19 protein-coding genes, 1 pseudogene and 1 riboswitch are annotated in these 19,753 nt (G+C 66.3%); of the genes and pseudogenes, 9 read left to right on the forward strand and 11 right to left on the reverse strand.

Annotation, left to right across the window (positions count from 1 at the left end; all coding sequences use genetic code 11):
- From CXQ90_RS05055 to gcvP, 5 genes are all read right to left on the reverse strand, one after another.
- Positions 1 to 1,073 (reverse strand): L-serine ammonia-lyase (locus tag CXQ90_RS05055; protein ID WP_104137471.1); only part of this gene is annotated, 1,073 nt, incomplete at its 3' end.
- Positions 1,074 to 1,435: 362 nt separating this feature from the next.
- On the reverse strand, positions 1,436 to 2,761 hold the full coding sequence (gene glyA / locus CXQ90_RS05060; RefSeq protein ID WP_104137472.1) for a serine hydroxymethyltransferase: 1,326 nt from the start codon (positions 2,759 to 2,761) through the stop codon (positions 1,436 to 1,438).
- A complete protein-coding gene (gcvH, locus tag CXQ90_RS05065) occupies positions 2,758 to 3,141 on the reverse strand; it encodes a glycine cleavage system protein GcvH (protein ID WP_104137474.1) in 384 nt (127 codons plus the stop codon). Before gcvH ends, glyA begins: the two co-directional genes overlap by 4 nt.
- A gap of 307 nt (positions 3,142 to 3,448) precedes the next feature.
- Complete coding sequence (gene gcvT / locus CXQ90_RS05070; protein WP_104137475.1) at positions 3,449 to 4,585, reverse strand: glycine cleavage system aminomethyltransferase GcvT; 1,137 nt, start codon at positions 4,583 to 4,585, stop codon at positions 3,449 to 3,451.
- Positions 4,586 to 4,594: 9 nt separating this feature from the next.
- Positions 4,595 to 7,447 (reverse strand): aminomethyl-transferring glycine dehydrogenase, encoded by a 2,853-nt coding sequence (gcvP, locus tag CXQ90_RS05075; protein WP_104137477.1) that lies wholly within the window; start codon positions 7,445 to 7,447, stop codon positions 4,595 to 4,597.
- A 158-nt stretch (positions 7,448 to 7,605) separates the two neighbouring features.
- Positions 7,606 to 7,703, reverse strand: a riboswitch (glycine riboswitch).
- A 339-nt stretch (positions 7,704 to 8,042) separates the two neighbouring features.
- Between gcvP and CXQ90_RS05080 the strand changes: the two genes are divergently transcribed.
- The gene (locus CXQ90_RS05080) at positions 8,043 to 8,495 is read left to right on the forward strand and encodes a hypothetical protein (protein ID WP_104137478.1); all 453 of its coding nucleotides are present in this window, start codon (positions 8,043 to 8,045) and stop codon (positions 8,493 to 8,495) included.
- 172 nt (positions 8,496 to 8,667) lie between these two features.
- Here CXQ90_RS05080 and CXQ90_RS05085 read toward each other — a convergent pair.
- Positions 8,668 to 8,911, reverse strand: a pseudogene (locus CXQ90_RS05085) (helix-turn-helix domain-containing protein); the annotation flags it as partial.
- 153 nt (positions 8,912 to 9,064) lie between these two features.
- Positions 9,065 to 9,850, reverse strand: a complete 786-nt coding sequence (locus CXQ90_RS05090) for an alpha/beta fold hydrolase (RefSeq protein ID WP_104137479.1) — start codon at positions 9,848 to 9,850, stop codon at positions 9,065 to 9,067.
- 223 nt (positions 9,851 to 10,073) lie between these two features.
- Between CXQ90_RS05090 and CXQ90_RS05095 the strand changes: the two genes are divergently transcribed.
- Together CXQ90_RS05095 and CXQ90_RS05105 are read left to right on the forward strand one after the other, a co-directional pair.
- Positions 10,074 to 10,466: a VOC family protein gene (locus tag CXQ90_RS05095; RefSeq protein WP_104137480.1), complete on the forward strand. Its 393-nt coding sequence runs from the start codon at positions 10,074 to 10,076 to the stop codon at positions 10,464 to 10,466.
- A 674-nt stretch (positions 10,467 to 11,140) separates the two neighbouring features.
- Positions 11,141 to 11,935, forward strand: a complete 795-nt coding sequence (locus CXQ90_RS05105) for a glycoside hydrolase family 16 protein (RefSeq protein ID WP_104137483.1) — start codon at positions 11,141 to 11,143, stop codon at positions 11,933 to 11,935.
- Between the two features lie 116 nt (positions 11,936 to 12,051).
- Here the strand turns inward: CXQ90_RS05105 and CXQ90_RS05110 are convergent, their stop codons facing one another.
- On the reverse strand, positions 12,052 to 12,267 hold the full coding sequence (locus tag CXQ90_RS05110) for an SDR family NAD(P)-dependent oxidoreductase (RefSeq protein ID WP_146068845.1): 216 nt from the start codon (positions 12,265 to 12,267) through the stop codon (positions 12,052 to 12,054).
- Positions 12,268 to 12,484: 217 nt separating this feature from the next.
- Here CXQ90_RS05110 and CXQ90_RS05115 point away from each other — a divergent pair, with 217 nt between their 5' ends.
- A complete protein-coding gene (locus tag CXQ90_RS05115) occupies positions 12,485 to 12,877 on the forward strand; it encodes a DUF6221 family protein (protein WP_104137484.1) in 393 nt (130 codons plus the stop codon).
- A gap of 32 nt (positions 12,878 to 12,909) precedes the next feature.
- Here the strand turns inward: CXQ90_RS05115 and CXQ90_RS05120 are convergent, their stop codons facing one another.
- On the reverse strand, positions 12,910 to 13,449 hold the full coding sequence (locus CXQ90_RS05120) for a hypothetical protein (RefSeq protein ID WP_146068846.1): 540 nt from the start codon (positions 13,447 to 13,449) through the stop codon (positions 12,910 to 12,912).
- A 144-nt stretch (positions 13,450 to 13,593) separates the two neighbouring features.
- Here CXQ90_RS05120 and CXQ90_RS05125 point away from each other — a divergent pair, with 144 nt between their 5' ends.
- Positions 13,594 to 14,094, forward strand: coding sequence for a DinB family protein (locus CXQ90_RS05125; RefSeq protein ID WP_104137487.1), 501 nt, complete (start codon positions 13,594 to 13,596; stop codon positions 14,092 to 14,094).
- Positions 14,095 to 14,103: 9 nt separating this feature from the next.
- Here the strand turns inward: CXQ90_RS05125 and CXQ90_RS05130 are convergent, their stop codons facing one another.
- Entirely contained in the window at positions 14,104 to 15,141 is a 1,038-nt protein-coding gene (locus tag CXQ90_RS05130) for a zinc-dependent alcohol dehydrogenase family protein (RefSeq protein ID WP_104137489.1), read from the reverse strand.
- Positions 15,142 to 15,351: 210 nt separating this feature from the next.
- Between CXQ90_RS05130 and CXQ90_RS05135 the strand changes: the two genes are divergently transcribed.
- The 4 genes from CXQ90_RS05135 (at position 15,352) to CXQ90_RS05150 (ending at position 18,551) form a co-directional block, all read left to right on the forward strand.
- Positions 15,352 to 16,179 carry an SDR family oxidoreductase gene (locus CXQ90_RS05135; RefSeq protein WP_104137490.1) on the forward strand — a complete coding sequence of 276 codons (828 nt, stop codon included), beginning with the start codon at positions 15,352 to 15,354 and terminating at the stop codon, positions 16,177 to 16,179.
- A 93-nt stretch (positions 16,180 to 16,272) separates the two neighbouring features.
- A complete protein-coding gene (locus CXQ90_RS05140) occupies positions 16,273 to 16,758 on the forward strand; it encodes a VOC family protein (RefSeq protein WP_104137491.1) in 486 nt (161 codons plus the stop codon).
- Between the two features lie 70 nt (positions 16,759 to 16,828).
- Positions 16,829 to 18,067 (forward strand): NYN domain-containing protein, encoded by a 1,239-nt coding sequence (locus CXQ90_RS05145; protein ID WP_104137492.1) that lies wholly within the window; start codon positions 16,829 to 16,831, stop codon positions 18,065 to 18,067.
- Positions 18,068 to 18,227: 160 nt separating this feature from the next.
- Positions 18,228 to 18,551, forward strand: a complete 324-nt coding sequence (locus CXQ90_RS05150; RefSeq protein WP_104137494.1) for a hypothetical protein — start codon at positions 18,228 to 18,230, stop codon at positions 18,549 to 18,551.
- A gap of 64 nt (positions 18,552 to 18,615) precedes the next feature.
- Here CXQ90_RS05150 and CXQ90_RS05155 read toward each other — a convergent pair whose 3' ends face one another.
- Entirely contained in the window at positions 18,616 to 19,533 is a 918-nt protein-coding gene (locus tag CXQ90_RS05155; RefSeq protein ID WP_104137495.1) for a GPP34 family phosphoprotein, read from the reverse strand.
- Positions 19,534 to 19,753 lie beyond the last annotated feature (220 nt).

The raw sequence follows: 19,753 nt of genomic DNA on the forward strand, positions 1-19,753 counted from the left end.
ACCTCGGCCCCGGAAATCGAGGCCTGCTCCTTGTACAGGACCCCGATGGCGCCGGCGGTCAGCAGGAACTTCACCACGACGTCGTCGCGGTCCTGCTGGCTCGCCTTATCCATGCCCGGCGCGAAGTGCAGCGCGTAGTACAGCACCGCCGGGATGATGCCGGCTGCGCCGTTCGTCGGGGCGGTGACCACCCGGCCGCCGGAGGCGTTCTCCTCATTGACGGCCAGGGCGATCAGGTTCACCCACTCCTGCCAGTACTTCGGGTCCCGGTAGTCGGGATCATGGTCCCGGCTTTCCTTCAGGAGCCGCTCGTGCCAGTCCGGCGCACGACGGCGGACCTTCAGCCCGCCGGGCAGCAACCCCTCCCGCTTCAGGCTGGTTTCCACGCAGCCCTCCATCACCGAATAGATGTGCAGCAGGCCCTCACGGATCTCCTCGTCGGTCCGGCTGTCTTCCTCATTGATCCGCATGACATCACTGATGCCCAACGACGTGTTCTGGCAGTGCTTGAGCAGCTCGGCAGCGGTGCGGAACGGATACGGCAGCTCCTTCTTGGACTCCTCAAGCTCCTGCTGGGCCGCGTCCTCCTCGCCTTCGCGGACGATGAAGCCGCCGCCCACCGAGAAGAACGTCGCGCTATGCAGAACTTCGCCGCCGCCGTCCGACACGGTGAAGGTCATGCCGTTGGTGTGCCGCGGCAGGACGGTCAGCGGGCGCAGGACCATGTCCTTCACCCCGTAGGGCAGCGGAACACCGTTCCCATCGCCAGCACCGGCCAGCTGCAGCGTCCCGGTTTCGGCGATGGCCGCGAGCCGTTCCTCCACCTCGTCCGGCAGGATCAGCTCCGGGTGGAAGCCCTCCAGGCCGAGCAGGATCGCCGTCATCGTGCCGTGGCCATGCCCGGTCGCCGCCAGCGAACCGTACAGATCCACCCGCAACGACGCCACCCGGTCCAGAACGCCGGACGCCTGAAGTTCCTCGGCGAACACCGCGGCAGCCCGCATCGGGCCCACAGTATGCGAACTGGACGGCCCTATTCCGATGGAAAAGAGGTCAAAGACTCCAACAGCCATTGTCGGTTCCTAACTAGGTAAGTGGGGTCGGTTGGGAGGTTGCTGGTTGGGTGGTGCCTGACCGGATTCCTCCGCGTGCTCGGTCGGGCGGTGGCCCCTGTTGGGAGGCGGATGACCGAATTCCTCCGCGTGCTGCTCCTTCGTCGCTTTGACGCACGCTTCCGGAATTCACTCACCCGCCATTGGCCCGTCACCACAGTGCACATTCACAGGCGGACGGGTTTGGGGAGGAGGTGAGCAGAGGGCCCCTTTGGGGCCGGCATCCGGAAGCGTGCGTCTAAGGGAGCGTCACGTCCGCTCAGCGGGCGTCTTCGCGACCGAGCACGCGGAGGATGTCGGCCCCAACGGGCCAAAGGTGACCGTCAGCTAAATGCCGCCACGCCTGGGTAGAGCGGGTGGGCTTCGGCGAGGGCCTCGACCCGGGAGCGCAGTGCGGAAAGCTCCGCATCGGCGTCGGCAATCAAAGCCTCGGCGATGATGTCCGCAACTTCCGCGAAGGCGGCCTCACCGAATCCGCGGGTGGCCAGCGCCGGGGTGCCGATCCGCAGCCCCGAGGTGACCATCGGCGGGCGCGGGTCGAACGGTACGGCGTTGCGGTTGACGGTGATGTCGATTTCCGCGAGGCGGTCCTCGGCCTGCTGCCCGTTGAGCTCACAGTTGCGCAGGTCCACCAGGACCAGGTGCACGTCGGTGCCGCCGGAGATCACGTTAATGCCCTTGGCGGTGACGTCCGGCTGGACCAGGCGCTCGGCCAGGATCCGGGCGCCGGCCAGCACACGCTCCTGGCGTTCCTTGAACTCCGGGGAGGCGGCGATCTTGAATGCCACGGCCTTGCCCGCGATGACGTGCTCCAGCGGCCCGCCCTGCTGGCCCGGGAACACCGCAGAATTGATCTTCTTGGCGATGTCGGCGTCGTTGGACAGGATGATCCCGCCGCGCGGACCCGCGAGGGTCTTGTGCGTGGTGGACGTGGTGACGTGGGCGTGCGGCACCGGCGAGGGGTGCAGGCCCGCGGCGACGAGTCCGGCGAAGTGGGCCATGTCCACCATCAGGTAGGCACCCACGGAGTCGGCGATCCGGCGGAACTCGGCAAAGTCCAGCTGCCGGGCGTAGGCGGACCAGCCGGCAACGATCAGCTGCGGCTTGTGCTCCTGGGCCAGGCGCTCCACCTCGGCCATGTCGATCCGGTGGTCCTCTTCACGGACCTGGTACGGGATCACGTTGTACAGCCGGCCGGAGAAGTTGATCCGCATGCCGTGGGTCAGGTGACCGCCGTGCGCCAGGTTCAGGCCCATGATGGTGTCGCCCGGCTTGATCAGCGCGTGCATGACCGAGGCGTTGGCCTGCGCGCCGGAGTGCGGCTGCACGTTGGCGTATTCGGCACCGAACAGTGCCTTCACGCGGTCAATCGCGAGCTGCTCCACTACGTCAACGTGCTCGCAGCCGCCGTAGTAGCGCTTGCCCGGGTAGCCCTCGGCGTACTTGTTGGTCAGCACCGAGCCCTGGGCCTGCATCACGGCAACCGCGGTGTGGTTCTCCGACGCGATCATCTCCAGGCCGCTGCGCTGGCGGGTAAGTTCGTCGTCGATCTTCGCCGCGATCTCCGGATCCAGCACGGACAGGTCCGCGTCCAGGGATGGTGAAACGACCTGCTCAAACGCCGCCGTTGCGGCACCTGCCCCGCTCACAGTTCGCCGCCGTTGGCTGCCGCGTACTCTTCAGCAGACATCAGCGGGCCTTCTTCGGTCACGGCCACCTTGAACAGCCAGCCGGCACCGTACGGATCGCTGTTGATCAGCGCAGGATCAGAAACGACGTCGTCATTGATCTCCACAACCTCGCCGGTCACCGGCGCGTACAGGTCCGAAACGGACTTGGTGGACTCCACCTCGCCGCAGGTCTCCCCCGCCGTAACAGTCGAGCCGACCTCGGGCAGGTCCACGTACACAATGTCGCCCAGGGCATCGGCGGCCACGGCGGAGATACCAATCCCCACCGGCCCCGCCCCATCAGCAGCAACCCATTCGTGCTCTGCAGAGTACTTCAGTTCAGCAACTACCTTGCTCATTCCAATTCCTTACTTCTCATTTGTCTGCAAAATCTGTGTAGACGGTGCCATCAAGCTCAACCCCCAATGATCGAGCTTGCAGAGACCACCGCTTTCGACAAGCTCAACCAGCGGCAGGCAGCCAATCCCCCAGCACCCTTGGCTTTCGAAGGCGCTTCCTAAGATGCCTGGACAGGGAGGTGACCCGACCTTGAGGGGCCGGCTGGCCGCGGTTTTCGAAAGTGTGCGTCAAAGCGATGGAGGAGCAACACGCGTGAAAACCGGGGCCTGCCGGTCCCGGAGTCGGGAACCGCTGACAGTCCGGGGGCTACTTAGTGCGCTTGTAGAAAGGCAGTGCGACGACTTCGAACGGCTCCGCCTTGCCGCGGAGGTCGATGTCCAGGGCCGTGCCGGGCTCGGTGAACTCGACGTCGACGTAAGCCATCGCCACCGGGTAACCCAGCGTCGGGCTCGGCTGGCCGGAGGTCACTTCGCCTACCACCTTGCCGTCCTTGAGGACCGGGTAGTGGCCGCGGCCTGCCCGGCGTCCCAGGCCCTTGAGGCCCACCAGCTTGCGGCCGGTGGTGGAGCCGGTGCCGGCGGCCTTGAGCTCGCTCAGGGCCGCCTTGCCGATGAAGTCGGATTCCTTGGCGAGCGAGACAACCGGGCCCAGGCCTGCGGCGTAGGGGTTGCCTTCGAGGGAGAGCTCGTTGCCGTAGAGCGGCATGCCGGCTTCCAGGCGGAGCGAGTCGCGGCAGGCCAGGCCTGCGGGGATCAGCCCGTGCCCGGCACCGGTTTCCAGCAATGCCTCCCACAGGCCGGCCGCGTCCTCGTTCGGCACGTAGATCTCGAAGCCGTCCTCGCCGGTGTAGCCGGTGCGCGCCAGCAGCAGTTCCTGACCGTTAATTTCAACCTCGACCGCCGCGTAGTACTTGAGCTCTGACACCAGCGAGTGCTGCTCGGCCGGGACCAGCGTCAGCAGAATGGCCTCGGCGTTCGGCCCTTGGACGGCGATCAGGGAGGTGACGGCAGAAACGTTCTCCACCGTGACGTCGAAGCCTCCCTCTTTGCCGGAACGGGCCCGTTCGGCCAGTTCTGCGGCAACCACCACGGCGTTGCCGGCGTTCGGGACCACCAGGTACTTCTCCTCGCCCCGGCGGTAGGAGATCAGGTCATCGATGATGCCGCCGTCTTCCTGGCAGATCAGCGAGTACTTGGCCTTGCCGACGGCGACCGCCGAAAGCTTGCCGGCCAGGGCGTAGTCCAGGAACGCGGCGGCGTCCGGGCCGGTGACCCAGACTTCGCCCATGTGGGAGAGGTCGAACAGGCCGGCGGCGGTGCGCACGGCGTGGTGTTCGGCCAGCTCGGAGGAGTACTTCAGGGGCATCTGCCAGCCGCCGAAGTCGGTGAAGGATGCGCCGGCCTTCTTGTGCTCTTCGTAAAGGGCTGTGTAGTTCTCAGTCATCAGGAATCCTCAGTTTTCGAATTCGGAAAGCGGCGGGCAGGAGCAGACCAGGTTGCGGTCACCCGCGGCGCCGTCGATGCGGCCCACGGGCGGGAAGTACTTGTCCTGCCGGAGCGTGTGCACGGGGAACGCAGCCTGCTCGCGCGGGTACTTGCGGGCCCAGTCGGAGGAGACGACGGCGGCAGCCGTGTGCGGCGCGTTGCGCAGCGGGGAGTCCCCCAGGGTGAAGTCCCCGGCGGCGACCTGCTCGATCTCGGCGTGGATGGTGATCATCGCGTCGATGAAACGGTCGATCTCCGCAAGGTCCTCCGACTCCGTGGGCTCCACCATCAGCGTGCCGGCCACCGGGAACGCCAGCGTCGGTGCGTGGAAGCCGAAGTCGATGAGGCGCTTGGCCACGTCCTCGGCCGTGACCCCGGTTCTGGCCGTCAGCTCACGCAGGTCCAGGATGCACTCGTGCGCCACGAGTCCGCCTTCGCCGGTGTACAGGACCGGGAAGAACTCGTTCAGCCGGGAGGCAATGTAGTTCGCCGCCAGCAGCGCCGACTTCGTGGCCTCGGTCAGGCCGCTGCCGCCCATGAGCTTCACGTAGGCCCACGAAATGGGCAGGACGCCGGCGGAACCGTAGCGCGAAGCGGAGATCGCGACGCCGTGCCCGGCCTCGTGCGCGGCCTTGTTGGCATCGCCCGGCATGAACGGCGCCAGGTGTGCCTTCGCTGCGACCGGACCCACGCCCGGACCGCCGCCGCCGTGCGGGATGCAGAAGGTCTTGTGCAGGTTCAGGTGGGACACGTCGCCGCCGAACTTGCCCGGCTGGGCCAGTCCGACGAGGGCGTTCAGGTTGGCGCCGTCCACGTAGACCTGGCCGCCGGCGGCATGAATGGCGTCGCAGACTTCCCGGACGTCGGCGTCGTACACGCCGTGCGTGGACGGGTAGGTGATCATGATCGCGGAGAGTGCGTCCTTGTTCGCCTCGATCTTGGCGTCAAGGTCGGCGTGGTCGATCGTGCCGTCGGCGGCGGTGGCTACCACCACCACCTTCATGCCGGCCAGGACAGCCGATGCGGCGTTGGTGCCGTGCGCCGAGGCCGGGATCAGGCAGACGTTGCGCTGGGCGTCGCCGCGGGAGAGGTGGTAGCCGCGGATGGCCAGCAAACCGGCCAGTTCGCCCTGCGAGCCGGCGTTCGGCTGGATGGACACCTGGTCGTAGCCGGTGATTTCCGCAAGGTCAGCTTCCAGGCCCCCGATCAGTTCACGCCAGCCCTCGGTCTGGGACTCCGGCGCGAACGGGTGGATCGAGGCGAACTCCGGCCAGGAGATGGCCTCCATCTCGGCGGTGGCGTTCAGCTTCATGGTGCAGGAGCCCAGCGGGATCATGGTGCGGTCCAGGGCGAGGTCGCGGTCCGAGAGCTTGCGGATGTAGCGCAGCAGCTGGGTCTCGGAACGGTGCGTGTTGAACACCGGGTGCTGCAGGAATTCGGACGTACGCAGCACAGCCTCGGGCAGCTCGAAGCCCTTGGCGTCGATCACCGGACCGGCGCCAAAGGCGACGACCACCGCGGAGAGGACCTCCGCCGTCGTGGTTTCATCGACTGACACGCCAACCGTGTCCGCATCGATGAAGCGCAGGTTGATGCCGCGGGCTTCGGCAGCCGTGATGACCTTCCGGGCCTTGCCGGGCACGCGGACCGTAAGGGTGTCGAAGAAGGACTCGCTCACCAGTTCGCGGCCGGCGACCTTGAGCGTGGCGGCGAGGGCCCGTGCATTGTTGTGGACGGTCTCGGCGATGGCCTTCAGGCCCTCAGGTCCGTGATAGACCGCGTACATCGAGGAGACGATGGCCAGCAGGGCCTGCGCGGTGCAGATGTTGGACGTCGCCTTTTCGCGGCGGATGTGCTGCTCGCGGGTCTGGAGGGCCAGCCGGTAGGCAGGGACGCCGGCGTTGTCCTTGGAGACGCCGACGATCCGGCCCGGCAGCGTGCGTTCCATGCCGTCACGCACCGCCATGTAGGCGGCGTGCGGGCCGCCGAAAAACAGCGGCACGCCCAGGCGCTGCGTGGAGCCGACGGCGACGTCAGCGCCCTGCTCGCCCGGAGGAGTGATCAGGGTCAGTGCCAGAAGGTCCGCGGCCACGGTCACCAGCGCGCCCCGGTCTTTGGCCTCTGCGATCACAGCGGACTGGTCCCAGACCCGGCCGGAAACACCCGGCTGCTGGAGGACCACGCCGTTAATGTCGCCGCCGGGAAGTCCGTGGGACAGGTCGGCAACCTCCACCTCGAAGCCGAGTGCTTCGGCGCGGCCCAGCACGATGGCGATGGTCTGCGGGAGGCAGTCGGCGTCCATGACGGTCTTGCCGTCGCGGGCGGTCTTATTCTTGTTGGCCCGGCGCATCAGCAGCACGGCTTCGGCGACGGCGGTAGCTTCGTCGAGGAGGGAGGCGTTGGCGACCGGCAGAGCCGTCAGGTCCTGGACCATGGTCTGGAAGTTCAACAGCGCCTCGAGCCGGCCCTGGGAGATCTCCGGCTGGTAGGGCGTGTAAGCCGTGTACCAGGCGGGGGCTTCGAGGATGTTGCGGCGGATCACCGGAGGGGTCACGGTGTCGTAGTAGCCCTGGCCGATCATCTGCACGGCCGTCTTGTTCTTGGAAGCCAGCTTGCGCAGCTCGGCCAGCACCTCAACTTCGCTGAGGGCGCTGGCAAGGCTGAGCGGTGTCTCCTGGCGAATGGAAGCGGGAACTGCGTTATCAACGAGGCCGTCTACGGTGTCGTAGCCGACGGCCTTGAGCATGGTGTCGATGTCTGTTTGGCGCCGCGCACCGATGTGGCGGTCTGCGAACGTGGACGGGGACGAATGAACCGTCATTGAGGAACTCCATAATTCAGGTGGCACAAAGTGCCACGATGATTCGGGTTCCTCCCCGCTCTGTATTGGACCTGAGAGTTTCCGCGTTGCCTGCTCTTTAGCAGGCGCCACTTGCACCGTCGGTGAGCCCGGTTTCCCGGACTGCTTTCCAGAGTTGCCTTGCCGCGGCGGTACGTGGGCCTGAGAGATTCCTGGGGAGGATTTGCTCCTACGGCGCCTGCTGAACGTACCGGCAGGACTCTCCCGCCGCAGATCATAAGCTGTGCCACTGGTGGGTGACACGGCTCACAGACTATCTGCTGCCCGGGCCGGATGCAAAATTTGCGGCACTCGAGGGCGTTATCGTTCGGCAATAAAAACCACGACGGCGGCCTCCCTACCGCTCACTCCGGCTCGCCGACCTGCGCGCTTTCGAAAAGGCTATTGTCACGCGGGCAGGTACTTAGTAGTCTGCGGCCAACCGGACTTCCGGCCACATCAGGCGGCACCCTGAACGGCGCCGCCGTCAGGGGCTAGGCCCCGTACATTTTAGGCGCCCGGCCACCGCGCTGGCGCGGAACACGGGACGCCACGCTTCCATCCAAGGGAGAACCTGATGTTAGGCACCACAGGCCGCATCGCCGCCGTCGTTCTTGCCGCCGCCCTCGTGGCCACAGCCGCGCCCGCGCAAGCTGCCCCCTCCTCGCTCGTGAGCGCGGGTCCGGGAATCCTCGTCGCCGATGGCGCCGCGGTGGATGTTCCCGTCACCTTCGTCTGCGACACCGACCCCGCCCTGATCACTGCAATTCCCGTGGTCCAACTCACCCAAAGAGTCAGCGACGGGCGGATCGCAGGCGGCGGCGGAAACGATCAGCTCGCCTGCACCAAGAAGGCCCAAACAGTCAAGATTCGAGTGATTCCAAACCTGATGGCTTTCAACGAAGGCGCTGCCGCAGCTTCGGTGTTACTACAAACGTGCAGCGCGCAATTCCAGTGCACCCACGTCATTATCCACACCGAGATCATGCTCACCAGCCCAGCCCAAACCGGGCTGCCGCCCCAACGGTGATGCCCGGCTAGGACAGCGTTTGAAGCTGATCCGTTCGTCGACTGGAAGGAAAGGATGGGCGAGAAGGGCGTTTCCGATAGGTTTAGCCGTCGTCGTGCGCGAGGTTGCTGGAGAGTCCGCGGTGGGCGTCCGCCTGATCTTGGAGCACCCTGCCTCGCTCTCGAATACGCCTCCGTGCCAGGTCCAGCAGGTGTGCCCGTTCGGCCTCGTCCAGCTGAAGTGCAGAGGCCACGGCCTCGAGCACCGAGTCTGAAACGCGGGCGGATGCTGCCGCGTTCCAGCCGGGTGTAGTAGTCCGTGCTCACCCCGGCGAGCTGTGCCACTTCCTCACGGCGCAGACCCGGCACTCGGCGCAGCTCCCCGTAGCTGGGGATCCCGGCCTGCTCCGGACTGATCTTCGCCCGACGCGAGATCAGGAACTCACGCTACGCAGCCCGGACTTCTCCCGCACCAAACACGTGATGTACAACCGCGGCTGAGGCTGCTGGACGGACGCTGATGACCCGGACGACGGCGGTACGTCCCGCCGTCGTCCGCTGGCGTTTAATGCCGCTCCCCTGCAGTTCGACTTACTCGCCGAGGAACCGCAGCAAGAAGGGAACGGTGGCGTGCATCGTCCGGAAATCCCCGCCGCTGGCGGCCTGCTCGCCGAGGTAGTCGCCGTGGCCGCCGGGGACGATCAGCAGGCGGGCGCCCGGAATGGTGGCGGCCATCCGCGCGGCGTACTCGGCGGTGACAACGTCGCGGTCGCCGCTCACCACCAGCGCGGGTGCCGTGATGGTGCCCAGTTCTTCCTCCGACCATCCGGGGAAGTCCAGGATGCGCTTGCGGTCCAGTTCGAAGAGCCGCTCCAGGTGGCCGGGTTCCGGGTTGAGGAGGCGGTCGGCGTCCTTGTAGGTTTCCGGCATGTCATCCAGGGTGGCCCTTGCCATGCCGTCCCAGAATTCGTCCGGCACGGCATCGCGGCTGACAAAGGTGGAAGCCACGATCAGGCGCCTGACCGCGGCCGGCCGCCCGAGCGCAAGCGCGATGGCGGTGTGGCCGCCGGCGCTGAAACCCAGCACATCCACGGCTTCCACTCCGAGCCGGTCCAAGACAGCGAGGATGTCGCCGGCCGAGTTCTCGGCAGTGAGGGGCCTGCTGGTGGGCTGGGTGCGGCCGTGGCCCTCCTCCTCAACCGCAATCACCTGGCACTGTCCGGCCAGCAGCGGGATGAGTTCGCTGAAGTTGGTGCCGATGGTGGAGCCGCCGCCCGGGATCAGGAGCAGCGGCGGCTGGCCAGGCACCGCCCTTCCGTGGACCTCGTAGTACACGCGAAGGCCCTTGTTGTCGGCGTAGCCGTGGGTGAAAGTCACACGGCATCCTAACCCCGGGGGCTTCCGGCGAACAGGGGGCACAGACGCGTGGAAAGCGGACGACGGCGGGACATCCCGCCGTCGACCGTTTGCGTTGGGTGCCGCTCCCCCGCAAGGCCGGCCAGCCGCCGTCGGACAGTTCCGGATCAATCAAATTTGCTTGATGGTTTATCGGGATGGACCCATAATTCTCGTGTGAGCCGGACCGCAGTGAGAGCTAGATATGCCCAACGACCCCACTGACATGGTCAGCGTCCGGTACATGGTGAACGACGTCGATGCAGCGATCGACTTCTACACGAAGTACCTCGGGTTCACGCTCAGGATGAGCGCCGCACCGGCCTTCGCCGACGTCGCGCGCGGCCAGCTGCGGCTCCTGCTGAGCGGGCCAACCAGCTCGGCAGGCCGGCCCATGCCGGATGGCACAGTGCCGGCGCCGGGAGGATGGAACCGTATCCACCTGATCGTGAGCGATATCGCGGCGGAGGTGGACCGGCTCCGTGCCGCCGGCCTCACGTTCCGAAACGACATCGTCAAGGGCCCGGGCGGTCAGCAGATCCTGCTGGAAGATCCGTCGGGCAACGTGGTGGAGCTGTTCCAGCCGGCGGGTGGATAGGCACGCCCCTGTCGGGCAGGGACAGCATGGAGGCTGGCGTGGAGCACTCCGGTTCAGGGCGGCGCTTTGTGGTCGGAGCACTGGCTTGCACGGCGGCCGTCATCAGCGGTTGCAGCTCTTCGGAACCCCAAGTCGCTGACACCGGCTCCTCGGCCCGGACTGGCGAAACGGGAACCATCCCGCCCCAGGTTGGCGCCACGGGAACATGGGAGCTGCTTAACTCCGCTGAGGTCACTCCGGATTCCATCACCCTCCGGTTGGCGGTGATGCGACTGGGATGTGCGGGCGGGGTGACAGGGACCGTCCTAGATCCGCAAGTGCAGTTTGAGCAGGAGCGGATCGTGATCCGGACCGACGTCGAACGGCTGCCCCCGGGTGCGTATAACTGCCAAGGGAACAACAGCGTGCCGGTGGCGGTCGATTTGCACGGGGCAGTCGGTAAGCGCGAGCTCGTCGATGCAGCATGTCTGGAAGGGCGCGCCGTCACCACGGCCAGGTGTACGAACAATGGGGTGCGCTGGCGCCCGTGATCTGAGCCGCATCCGCCTGCTCTGCCCATTCCTGCTTCCGTTGCCACCACATCGCATCCTCCTGCATCACATTGCGGCGAAGCATCCGCGAGCCGGTGACAACGTCCGGACGAAGGAGGAGAATTCAGGGCAGAGGAGACCCCCATGCTGCTGAAGCTAAAGCTGCACGCGACGGCCATTGCCGCAACAGTGTTGACCCTTGCCGTAGGGCACCTCACGGGACGCCCAGCCGAGCCCCCGCAGATTCCGGCGCTGCATGCGGAACTCGCCGTGGCCGCGGCCCCAGACGGCCTGCAGGCCGCAGCCCTTCGGGGATGGGGCCGGGTGGTGGCAGGTGACGAGTTCTCCTACACCGGGGCGCCCAACCCCCGGAAATGGAAGGTCTACGACGGCCCCGGTCATGCGGGCCAAGGAATCCGGAGCCCGAAGGCGTGGAAAGTGGCCAATGGGGTGGCAACGGTTAGCGGGAACGCTTCCGGCACCACGGGCCAGATGTCGGCAAAATTCGCCCGGCAAAAATACGGCAAATGGGAAGTGCGGATGAGAACCAGCGTGCGGGACCCGAAATACCACCCCGTCGTGATCCTGTGGCCAAACAGAACCTCCCCGAACTGCGCCGAGGTCAACTTCGCGGAATCGCTCGGGGACACCACCCTGATCAAGTTCAACCTGCACTACGCCTGCCCCGGACGAGGCCCCTACCAGACCCAGGCGGCACGCAAAATCGACACCACCCAATGGCACAACTACGCCGTGAAGTGGAACGCGGCCGGGATCACCGGATACATCGATGGCGCCGTGTGGTTTACGGATACCAACCCGGCACACGTACCGAAGGTCGGGATGCACCAGACCCTCCAACTCGACTGGTTCCCCACCGCCGGTCAACCCACCAAACCAAGTTGGATGCAGGTCGCCTGGGTCCGCGTATACCGGTGACCGGGGCTCCGCCCGGTGGGCCAGCGGGAGGGCCGCGGGACCGAAAAGAGCCCCCGACTACGCACGCAATCTCAGCAGGCATATTCGGCGCCAAGCGTCCTAGATGTCCGCAAGTGTCAGTGCGCTGTCTCTTCGTCTTTGAGATGGTCGCAGCGCAATCGCCGTATCTCGCGCGGCAGGTCCGCCTGGTCGATTGAGCGGCCCGTGCCGTAAACGCGAAACCCTGCTGCCAGAAGGGCAATCGCGATGCCCCGGCCGACGCCTCGGCTCGCGCCGGTCACGAGCGCAACCTTTCCTGCCGGCGCTTCTTTGCGTTCACGATCGTTGGTCATGCTCAGCGGCCCCCGCTTGCCTACGATTCCGCGACCCATGATACGCCGGAGCCGTCGCCAGGGTCCGGCAGCGAACGCAAACTCACTTCGTTCAAATTGCGGCGTTTCCGCGGCGCGGTTGATGCAGCCTCCGCGGACATGCGTGGCCCATTGGGTCCCGGCCGTTTAACCACCAGTCCGTTGAGAAATGGGGCCCGCACGGTGGGAGCATTAATGCATGGACATCATCGCCTTCCTCGAAGCCCGGATCGCCGAAGACGAAGCCATCGCGCTGGCCGCATCACCGGCGCCCTGGGAATGGTTCGGTGAACCAGGGACCGACACCGCAGCCCTCTACGCCGCCAACGAACGAACCGTCCTCGACGCCCGCGCCGACCACGCACCGGGCTACCTCGAATGCAAGTCCGAAGACCGGGTGTACATCGCGCGGTTCAACCCTGGCCGCATTCTCGCTGAATGCGCCGCCAAACGGCAGATGCTGGCCAATGTCCCGCTCGTCACCGACATCAACAGCGAAGTGGGCGGCACCAGCGAATACGTCCTCATGTGTATGGCAGCGCCCTACAGAGACCACCGTGACTACCAAGAAGGCTGGGCCATCGAACTCTGAGACGGCTCCGGCAGCCCGTCATGACGTACCTATTAAGACCCGCCCTCCACGGCAACAACCAGTCTGTCCAAGGATTCGGGCTGGCCGGCGATTTCCACGATGCCCTTTTCTGTCACCAGCGACATGGCTTGGATTCCTAAGCCCCCGATGTATTTCCGTTCCTTGCCGGTGATCCAGCGGCGCCCGGGAAGCATGTCCAGGACCTTGATTTTCTCGGGACGCCCCGAAGGTTCCAACGTGTCGTAGACAGCTGGCTGGAAATCTATCCATCCCGCGCGAGGCGTAGCGATGCCCATGTTCCAGATTCCACTGAGGGAGCCCGGGAGCGCATCGGGGTAGCGCACGTAGGCGTGGATCTGGCCATTCTCCTGGAGGCGGGCCTGGGTCCGGCCCGATCGTGACCGTTCGGATGCCAGCATGATTCCGGACGCAACAGTCCAGAATGTTGCCCCGAAAAGTGAGTCCAAGATTGGGTCCCCCAGAACGAGATGCCCTGCCAACAGCACTACCCACTCGATCACCAGTGCAAGTGCCAGTGCCAACTTGTGATGACGACGGACCCATTGCCTCATGCCCGCAATAGTAATTGGGCTCGGCATGGCGCGCTGCGGACGTGGCCAAGAACATGCTCCTGCCCGCGTTCCTCACGCCCCTATCCAGAGCCGCGGTGCCATGCAAGCATGGGGCTCACCGCAAACGCACAGTGAGGGGCCTCCGTGAAATCCAACGAACTGCTGCTGGACTCCTTCGGCCGGATCCGTGAGATCGTGGCCGCCACTCTGGACGGGGCCGACGACGAGTCCCTGCTCCGCCGTCCGGCTGGCACCGGAAACTCAATTGCTTGGTTGATCTGGCACCTAAGCCGGGTTGAGGACGCGCAGGTGTCTTCCGCCGCCGGCCTGAAGCAGGTCTGGACCTCGCAGGAGTTCGTGAGCCGCTTCGGCCTGCCGCTGCCCGAGCGAGACACCGGCTACGGCCATTCGACCGGCCAGGTCGACGCGGTGCAGGCCCCGCCGGAGCTGCTGCTCGAATACTACGAAGCCGTCCACGGGCAGACCGTCGAGTTCGTGGAAACTCTCGACGACGCCGATTTGGACCGCATCGTCGACAAACGCTGGGATCCGCCTGTCACCCTCGGCGTGCGGCTGGTCAGCACGATCGCCGACTGCCTGCAACATGCGGGGCAGGCCGCGTACGCCAAGGGCCTGCGCACATAAGCACGGGCGCTACGGGCGGACCAGCACCTTCAGGGCTTCGCGGGAATCCATGGCGCGGTAGCCGTCGGGCACCTCGTCCAGGCTGATGGCGCGGTCGAAGACCTTGCCGGGGTTCACGGTGCCGTCCAGGACGCCGGGCAGCAGCGTCTCGATGTAGGCACGGACGGGAGCGGGGCCGCCGGTGAGGGTGATGTTCGGGCCGAACATGCTGCCGAAGCCGATCGGAGCGTCCTCGTACTGCGGCACACCGACGCGGCTGATGACGCCGCCGGGGCGGATCACGCCGAGTGCCTGGTCATAGGCCGGCCGGTGCCCGACGCACTCGAGCACCGTGTGGGTGCCGTCGCCGCCGCTGAGTTCTCGTACCTTTTCGATGCCGGCCTCGCCGCGCTCGGCGATGACGTCGGTGGCACCGTATTCGATGCCCAGATCGGTGCGGGCCTTGTGCCGGCCCATCAGAATGATCTGCTCGGCACCCAATTGCTTGGCCGACAGCACGGCCATCAAGCCCACAGCACCGTCACCGATGACCGTCACAGTGGTCCGCTCGTTGACGCCGGCCTTGACCGCCGCGTGGTAGCCGGTGCCGTACACGTCGGAGAGTGTCAGCAGCGACGGCAGCAGCTCCGAATACTCACGCAGCGGCGCCTTGACCAGGGTGCCGTCAGCGAAAGGAACGCGGACGGCTTCGGCTTGGGCGCCGCCGATCCCGTTGGCGGCCCAGAACCCGCCGTGCCGGCAGGACGTCTGCAGGCCCTCGCGGCAGAAGTCGCAGGTCCCGTCAGACCAGGCGAACGGGGCGATGACGAAGTCGCTCTTCTTCAGGGCCGACACTTCCTTGCCCGTCTCCTCGACGACACCGATGAACTCGTGCCCCATCGGGCTGCCCTGCCGGGAAGCAGGCATGCCATGATACGGGTGCAGATCGGACCCGCAGATGCACGAGTTGACGATCCGCACGAGCGCATCGGTCGGATACTGGATGTCCGGGTCGGGCACGTTCTCCACGCGCACGTCGCCGGCGCCATACATGATGGTTGCTCGCATTTTTCGTTTCGTTTCACTTCCCGGAATCGGAGCTTGGTACGGGTGTCGGAGATACTCACCCGGTGACCTCGTCGACCTCGCGGATCGGGGTTCACATCTATACCAGGAGACTGTCCCCGGATGGGAGGGGCTGTTGTTACAGGTACTCCCAGTGCCTCCCGCCCATCTTTGAAGGCTTCTAGGGCGGATCCCGAAGAACAGGAGACCATCATGAGCGACGTCATTGTTGTCATCGGAGCCGGCTCGATCGGTCAGGCAATCGCCCGGCGCGTCAGCGCGGGCAAGCAGGCTGTGTTGGCGGACCTGAACCAGGGCAACGCCGACGCCGCCGCCGAAGTGTTGGGCAACGCCGGATTCGAGGTCAGCACAATGACCGTCGACGTGTCCTCGCGCCCGTCCGTTCAGACCCTCGTCGAGGCGGCCACGGCATTGGGCGAGGTTACGGGTGTCATCCACGCCGCAGGCGTCTCGCCCAGCCAAGCGTCGCCGTCGACCATCCTGGCCGTGGACCTCTACGGAACCGCCGTGCTGCTCGAGGAATTCGGGAACATCATCGCCCGCGGCGGCGCCGGCGTCGTCATCGCCTCGCAGTCAGGGCACCGCCTCGGCGCTCTCACCCCCGAGGAAAATACCGCTCTCGCGACGACGCCGGCAGACGATCTGCTGGCGCTCCCGATGCTTCAGCCCGGCCAGGTCAAGGACTCCCTTCACGCCTACCAGCTCGCCAAGCGCGGCAACTCGCTCCGTGTGATGGCCGAGGCCGTGCGATGGGGCAAACGCGGCGCGCGGATCAACACGATCAGCCCCGGCATCATCTTCACCCCGCTCGCGAGGGATGAGTTCAGCGGCCCGCGCGGCGAGGGATACCGGCGCATGATCGAGCTGTCCCCGGCAGGACGGGGCGGCACTCCGGACGAGGTTGGCACCGTGGGCGCGCTCCTCATGGGCCAGGACGGCGCGTTCATCACCGGCAGCGACTTCCTCATGGACGGAGGCGTCACGGCGTCCTACTTCTACGGCGAGCTCGCCCCGCAGTGATCAAGTAGTCACGCGGGGCGGACAAACAGAACGGACGACGGCGGGACGTCCCGCCGTCGTCTGACCGGGGCCCGCACTGGGTACGATGCATCCATGACTGGTGACGCAAGCGGACCCATCGATGGCGCCCGATACGGGCACACGAATCTGATCGCGCGGGACTGGCGCCGCCTCGCCGACTGGTACGTGAGTCTCTTCGGATGCACGCCGGTTCCGCCGGAGCGCGACTACTCGGGGCCCGACCTCGAGCGGGGAACCGCCGTGCCGAACGCCGCCCTCCAGGGCGTCCATCTGCGGCTGCCCGGGCATGGCGATGACGGCCCGACGCTCGAGATTTACACGTTCGCCTCGACGGACGGAGCGTCGGAAGTGGGCATTGACCGGCCAGGCTTCCGCCACATAGCGTTCGCCGTCGCGGACGTCCACGCCGCTCGACGCCGCATCCTCGATGAGGGCGGGAGCTCGGTCGGCGAGGTGGTCACCCTCACGACCGCCGACGGGCGCCGGGTCACCTGGTGCTACGTCACCGACCCCGAGGGCAACGCCGTTGAGCTGCAGAGCTGGGCGCCACCGGCTTGAGCGGGGAAGTTCTCTCCTGCCGGACGGACACATCTGGTACGTCCGCCACTCTTGCTGGCACACTAAGCCGATGACCGAACCTCCACATCAGTCCAGGCGGCCCGGCATCCGCGCCGCGATGTTCGTTGACTTCGACAACGTCTACACGGGCCTGATGGCACTGGACCCTGCCGCGGCCAGGAGATTCGCCGAGGATCCCAAGCATTGGACGGAAGCGTTGGCTGATGGCGGAGCGGGTGGGGAATCCCGTCGCTTCCTGATCCGCAACTGCTATCTCAATCCGGTGATCTACTCCAAGTACAGGCCGTACTGGACCCGGGCGGGCTTCCGCGTGATCGACTGCCCCTCCCTCACGCAGCGGGGCAAGAGCAGCACCGACATCAATCTGGTGCTGGACGCGGTGGACGCCCTGTCCGGCGCGGCACACGTCGAGGAGTTCTTCATTGCGTCGGCGGACGCGGACTTCACGTCCTTGGTCCAGCGGTTCCGGGCAGCTGACCGCATGACAACCGTCATCGCTGCCGGCGCCGTGGCCTTCGCGTACCGGGAAATGGCCGACAGCGTGGTGGAGTCCCACGACTTCGTGGCCATCCTCAACGGGACTTCGGCCGGAGTCCCCCGCATGGTGGCCTCCGCCGCGCCCGGCGCCCCGCTCCGCACCGCACCAGGTGTCCCGGGGCCCGCGACGACGGCGGCCGACGAGGTCCGGGCTTTGGTGCAGGCCGCGCCGGGCCCGGTCACCGGGGCAGTTGCGGCGCACAGGGCCCTGACCGCAGACCCGTCGCTCAAGACCGATTGGGGCGGCTTCGGCAAGTTCGGGGCCTGGATCGCCCAGCTCGGCCAGGGCGTGCAGTACTCATCCACGCCGTCGCCTGGCTGGGTGTGGGACGCCAAGCGGTTTTCGCCGGACCTCTCCTCGCTGGCATCCGAGGACCGGCCGGCGATCGAGGAGCAGGTCACCCGGGTCACTGACGTGCCGGCGCTGTCTTCCGAACAGTTCCGGCAGGTTTTCCTGTCGCTGGAGTCGAAGCTACGCGAGCACTCGGGCAACCGCGGCGACCTGTCACGGTCCGTCCGGGACGACTGCGTTGCGGCCGGGCAGCCGGTGTCCCGCTCGGCGGTCAACTTCGTGATCCAGGGCGTGGCCTACGCAGGCGGGTCCCTCACGGACAACATGGCGGCCAGGGAGCTCGCTGCCGCGTGGACTCGAAATGTTGAGGAGCTGTGCCGGCTTGCCCTCATGGAGTTCGACGACGCGGAAAAGCTCGCGCTCCGGCGCTGGGCCGGCGGCGGGCTGCTGGAGAGCTAGCTGTGCCCGGTAACGGACGCAGCGGACGACGGCGGGACGTCCCGTGGAAAGGCCGAAGCCGGCCGCACGGTTGCTGACGCATTTAATTGGCATGAGGCCATGGCCGGTCCGTAGGCATAAGCTAAATCCAGAAGGTCCCAACAACGCCGGGGAGCTCATCATGGACAATGAAACCGCCAGTGTCATCGGCCATGATGTCACCACCATCACCTGCGTGTGCGGTAATACCGTCAGCCAAGACGGGTTGATTCAGTCCAACTCGGAAGGCATTCCGGTTTACAACGGAGGAGACACTTCTGTCCCCGCAGGGCTGGCTAAATGGCCTGAGGATGAGGACCTCCACACCCTGTGCCCATCCTGCGGCCGCGTCTACCGTGACGCCGTCATCGAAGAGACCGGGACGGCGCCCGTTGCCTTCCGGGTCGATGTCAGCGCCAGCCGAATGGCAGAGGCCATCCGAGTCCATTGGGAGCTCAACACCTAGGTCCGACGATGACCGGCTCCGGCATCCGATGACTGGGTCCCGCATCCGATAACCGGGTCCCGCGTCACAGCGTTGCGGCTTCCTCCTGCGCCAGCCTGATCATCCGAAGTTCGTCCTCCACCGCGCGGGACGGCCAATAGTCCCTCGACAGCTCACTTGCCCGGGTTAAATCTGCTGCCGGGAAGAGCTTGCCGAGCAGTCCGGCCGCCTGAAGCAGCGCGATCAGCGCCGTGGTCCTGGTATCGGGCGCCTTGACACCAAGCTTCGCGCGATCAGGCGTGCTGGCATCGGACGGCGGGGCAGCAAGCTCCGCGGGATCAGGCGTGCTGGCATCGGACGGCGGGGCAGCAAGCTCCGCGGGATCAGGCGTGCTGGCATCGGACGCCCCGGCATCAAGCGCCACGGCATCAAACGCTCCGACATCAGCCCACGTCGCATCCGACGCCCCGCCATCAGGCGCCTTGGCATCAGACGCCGCGGCGGACGCCCCGGCATCAGCCGTCCTCGCCTGAGATGCCCCGGACGGCACACTGCTGAGTGCGGCCTGGATCTTTTCCAGGAGTGCCGCCTCCGGAGCGTGGTCCTTCTCCGGGTACCGCACGGCCCGGAACCGCCCGAGGTGCCTTTCGCCGACATGTTCCACGATGCCCAGTGAGGCCATCCCCTCGTAGACACGCTGCACTTCGCCGCGGCCCTCCAGCATGGAGACCCACCGCCGGGGAGTATGGGGCCGGGATTTGCCCCGAATGAGCTCCAGCTCGTGCTGGAAGTCCGTCTGCGGGGCGTTGCCGGTGGTCCTGACGTGCTTCCCCTGCAGCCCGATTGCGCCGAGCAGGCCCAGCTCGGCCAATATCGCGCCTGCCACAGTGGTCCTGAGCGCGAACACCGGCACTTCAGGTTTGCCGGTGGTGTCGTTTGTGGCCAAAAGGAGGAATGCCTGGGGAAGGCTCAAATCCGCGACCTTGGGTATCTCAGCGTTCATACGAACATCGTGGCGCAGGTGCGCCAGCACCACAATGAGGATTTACAAGCGCAGATGTTGCCGTCGCCATTGCCCTGCCGCTGGTCAACAGCTACTGCAATTTTTCGGGCACAATGGGCGTCCGACGGCGGGACTTCCCGCCGTCGTCCGTCTCCGTTTGGTGCCGCTCCGGCGTCCACCGCCTAGCGTTTCACCGGCGCCGGGACCCAGACCTCTTCCG

The organism is Arthrobacter sp. ZGTC131, from assembly GCF_002929275.1.
Classification (GTDB): domain Bacteria; phylum Actinomycetota; class Actinomycetes; order Actinomycetales; family Micrococcaceae; genus Arthrobacter.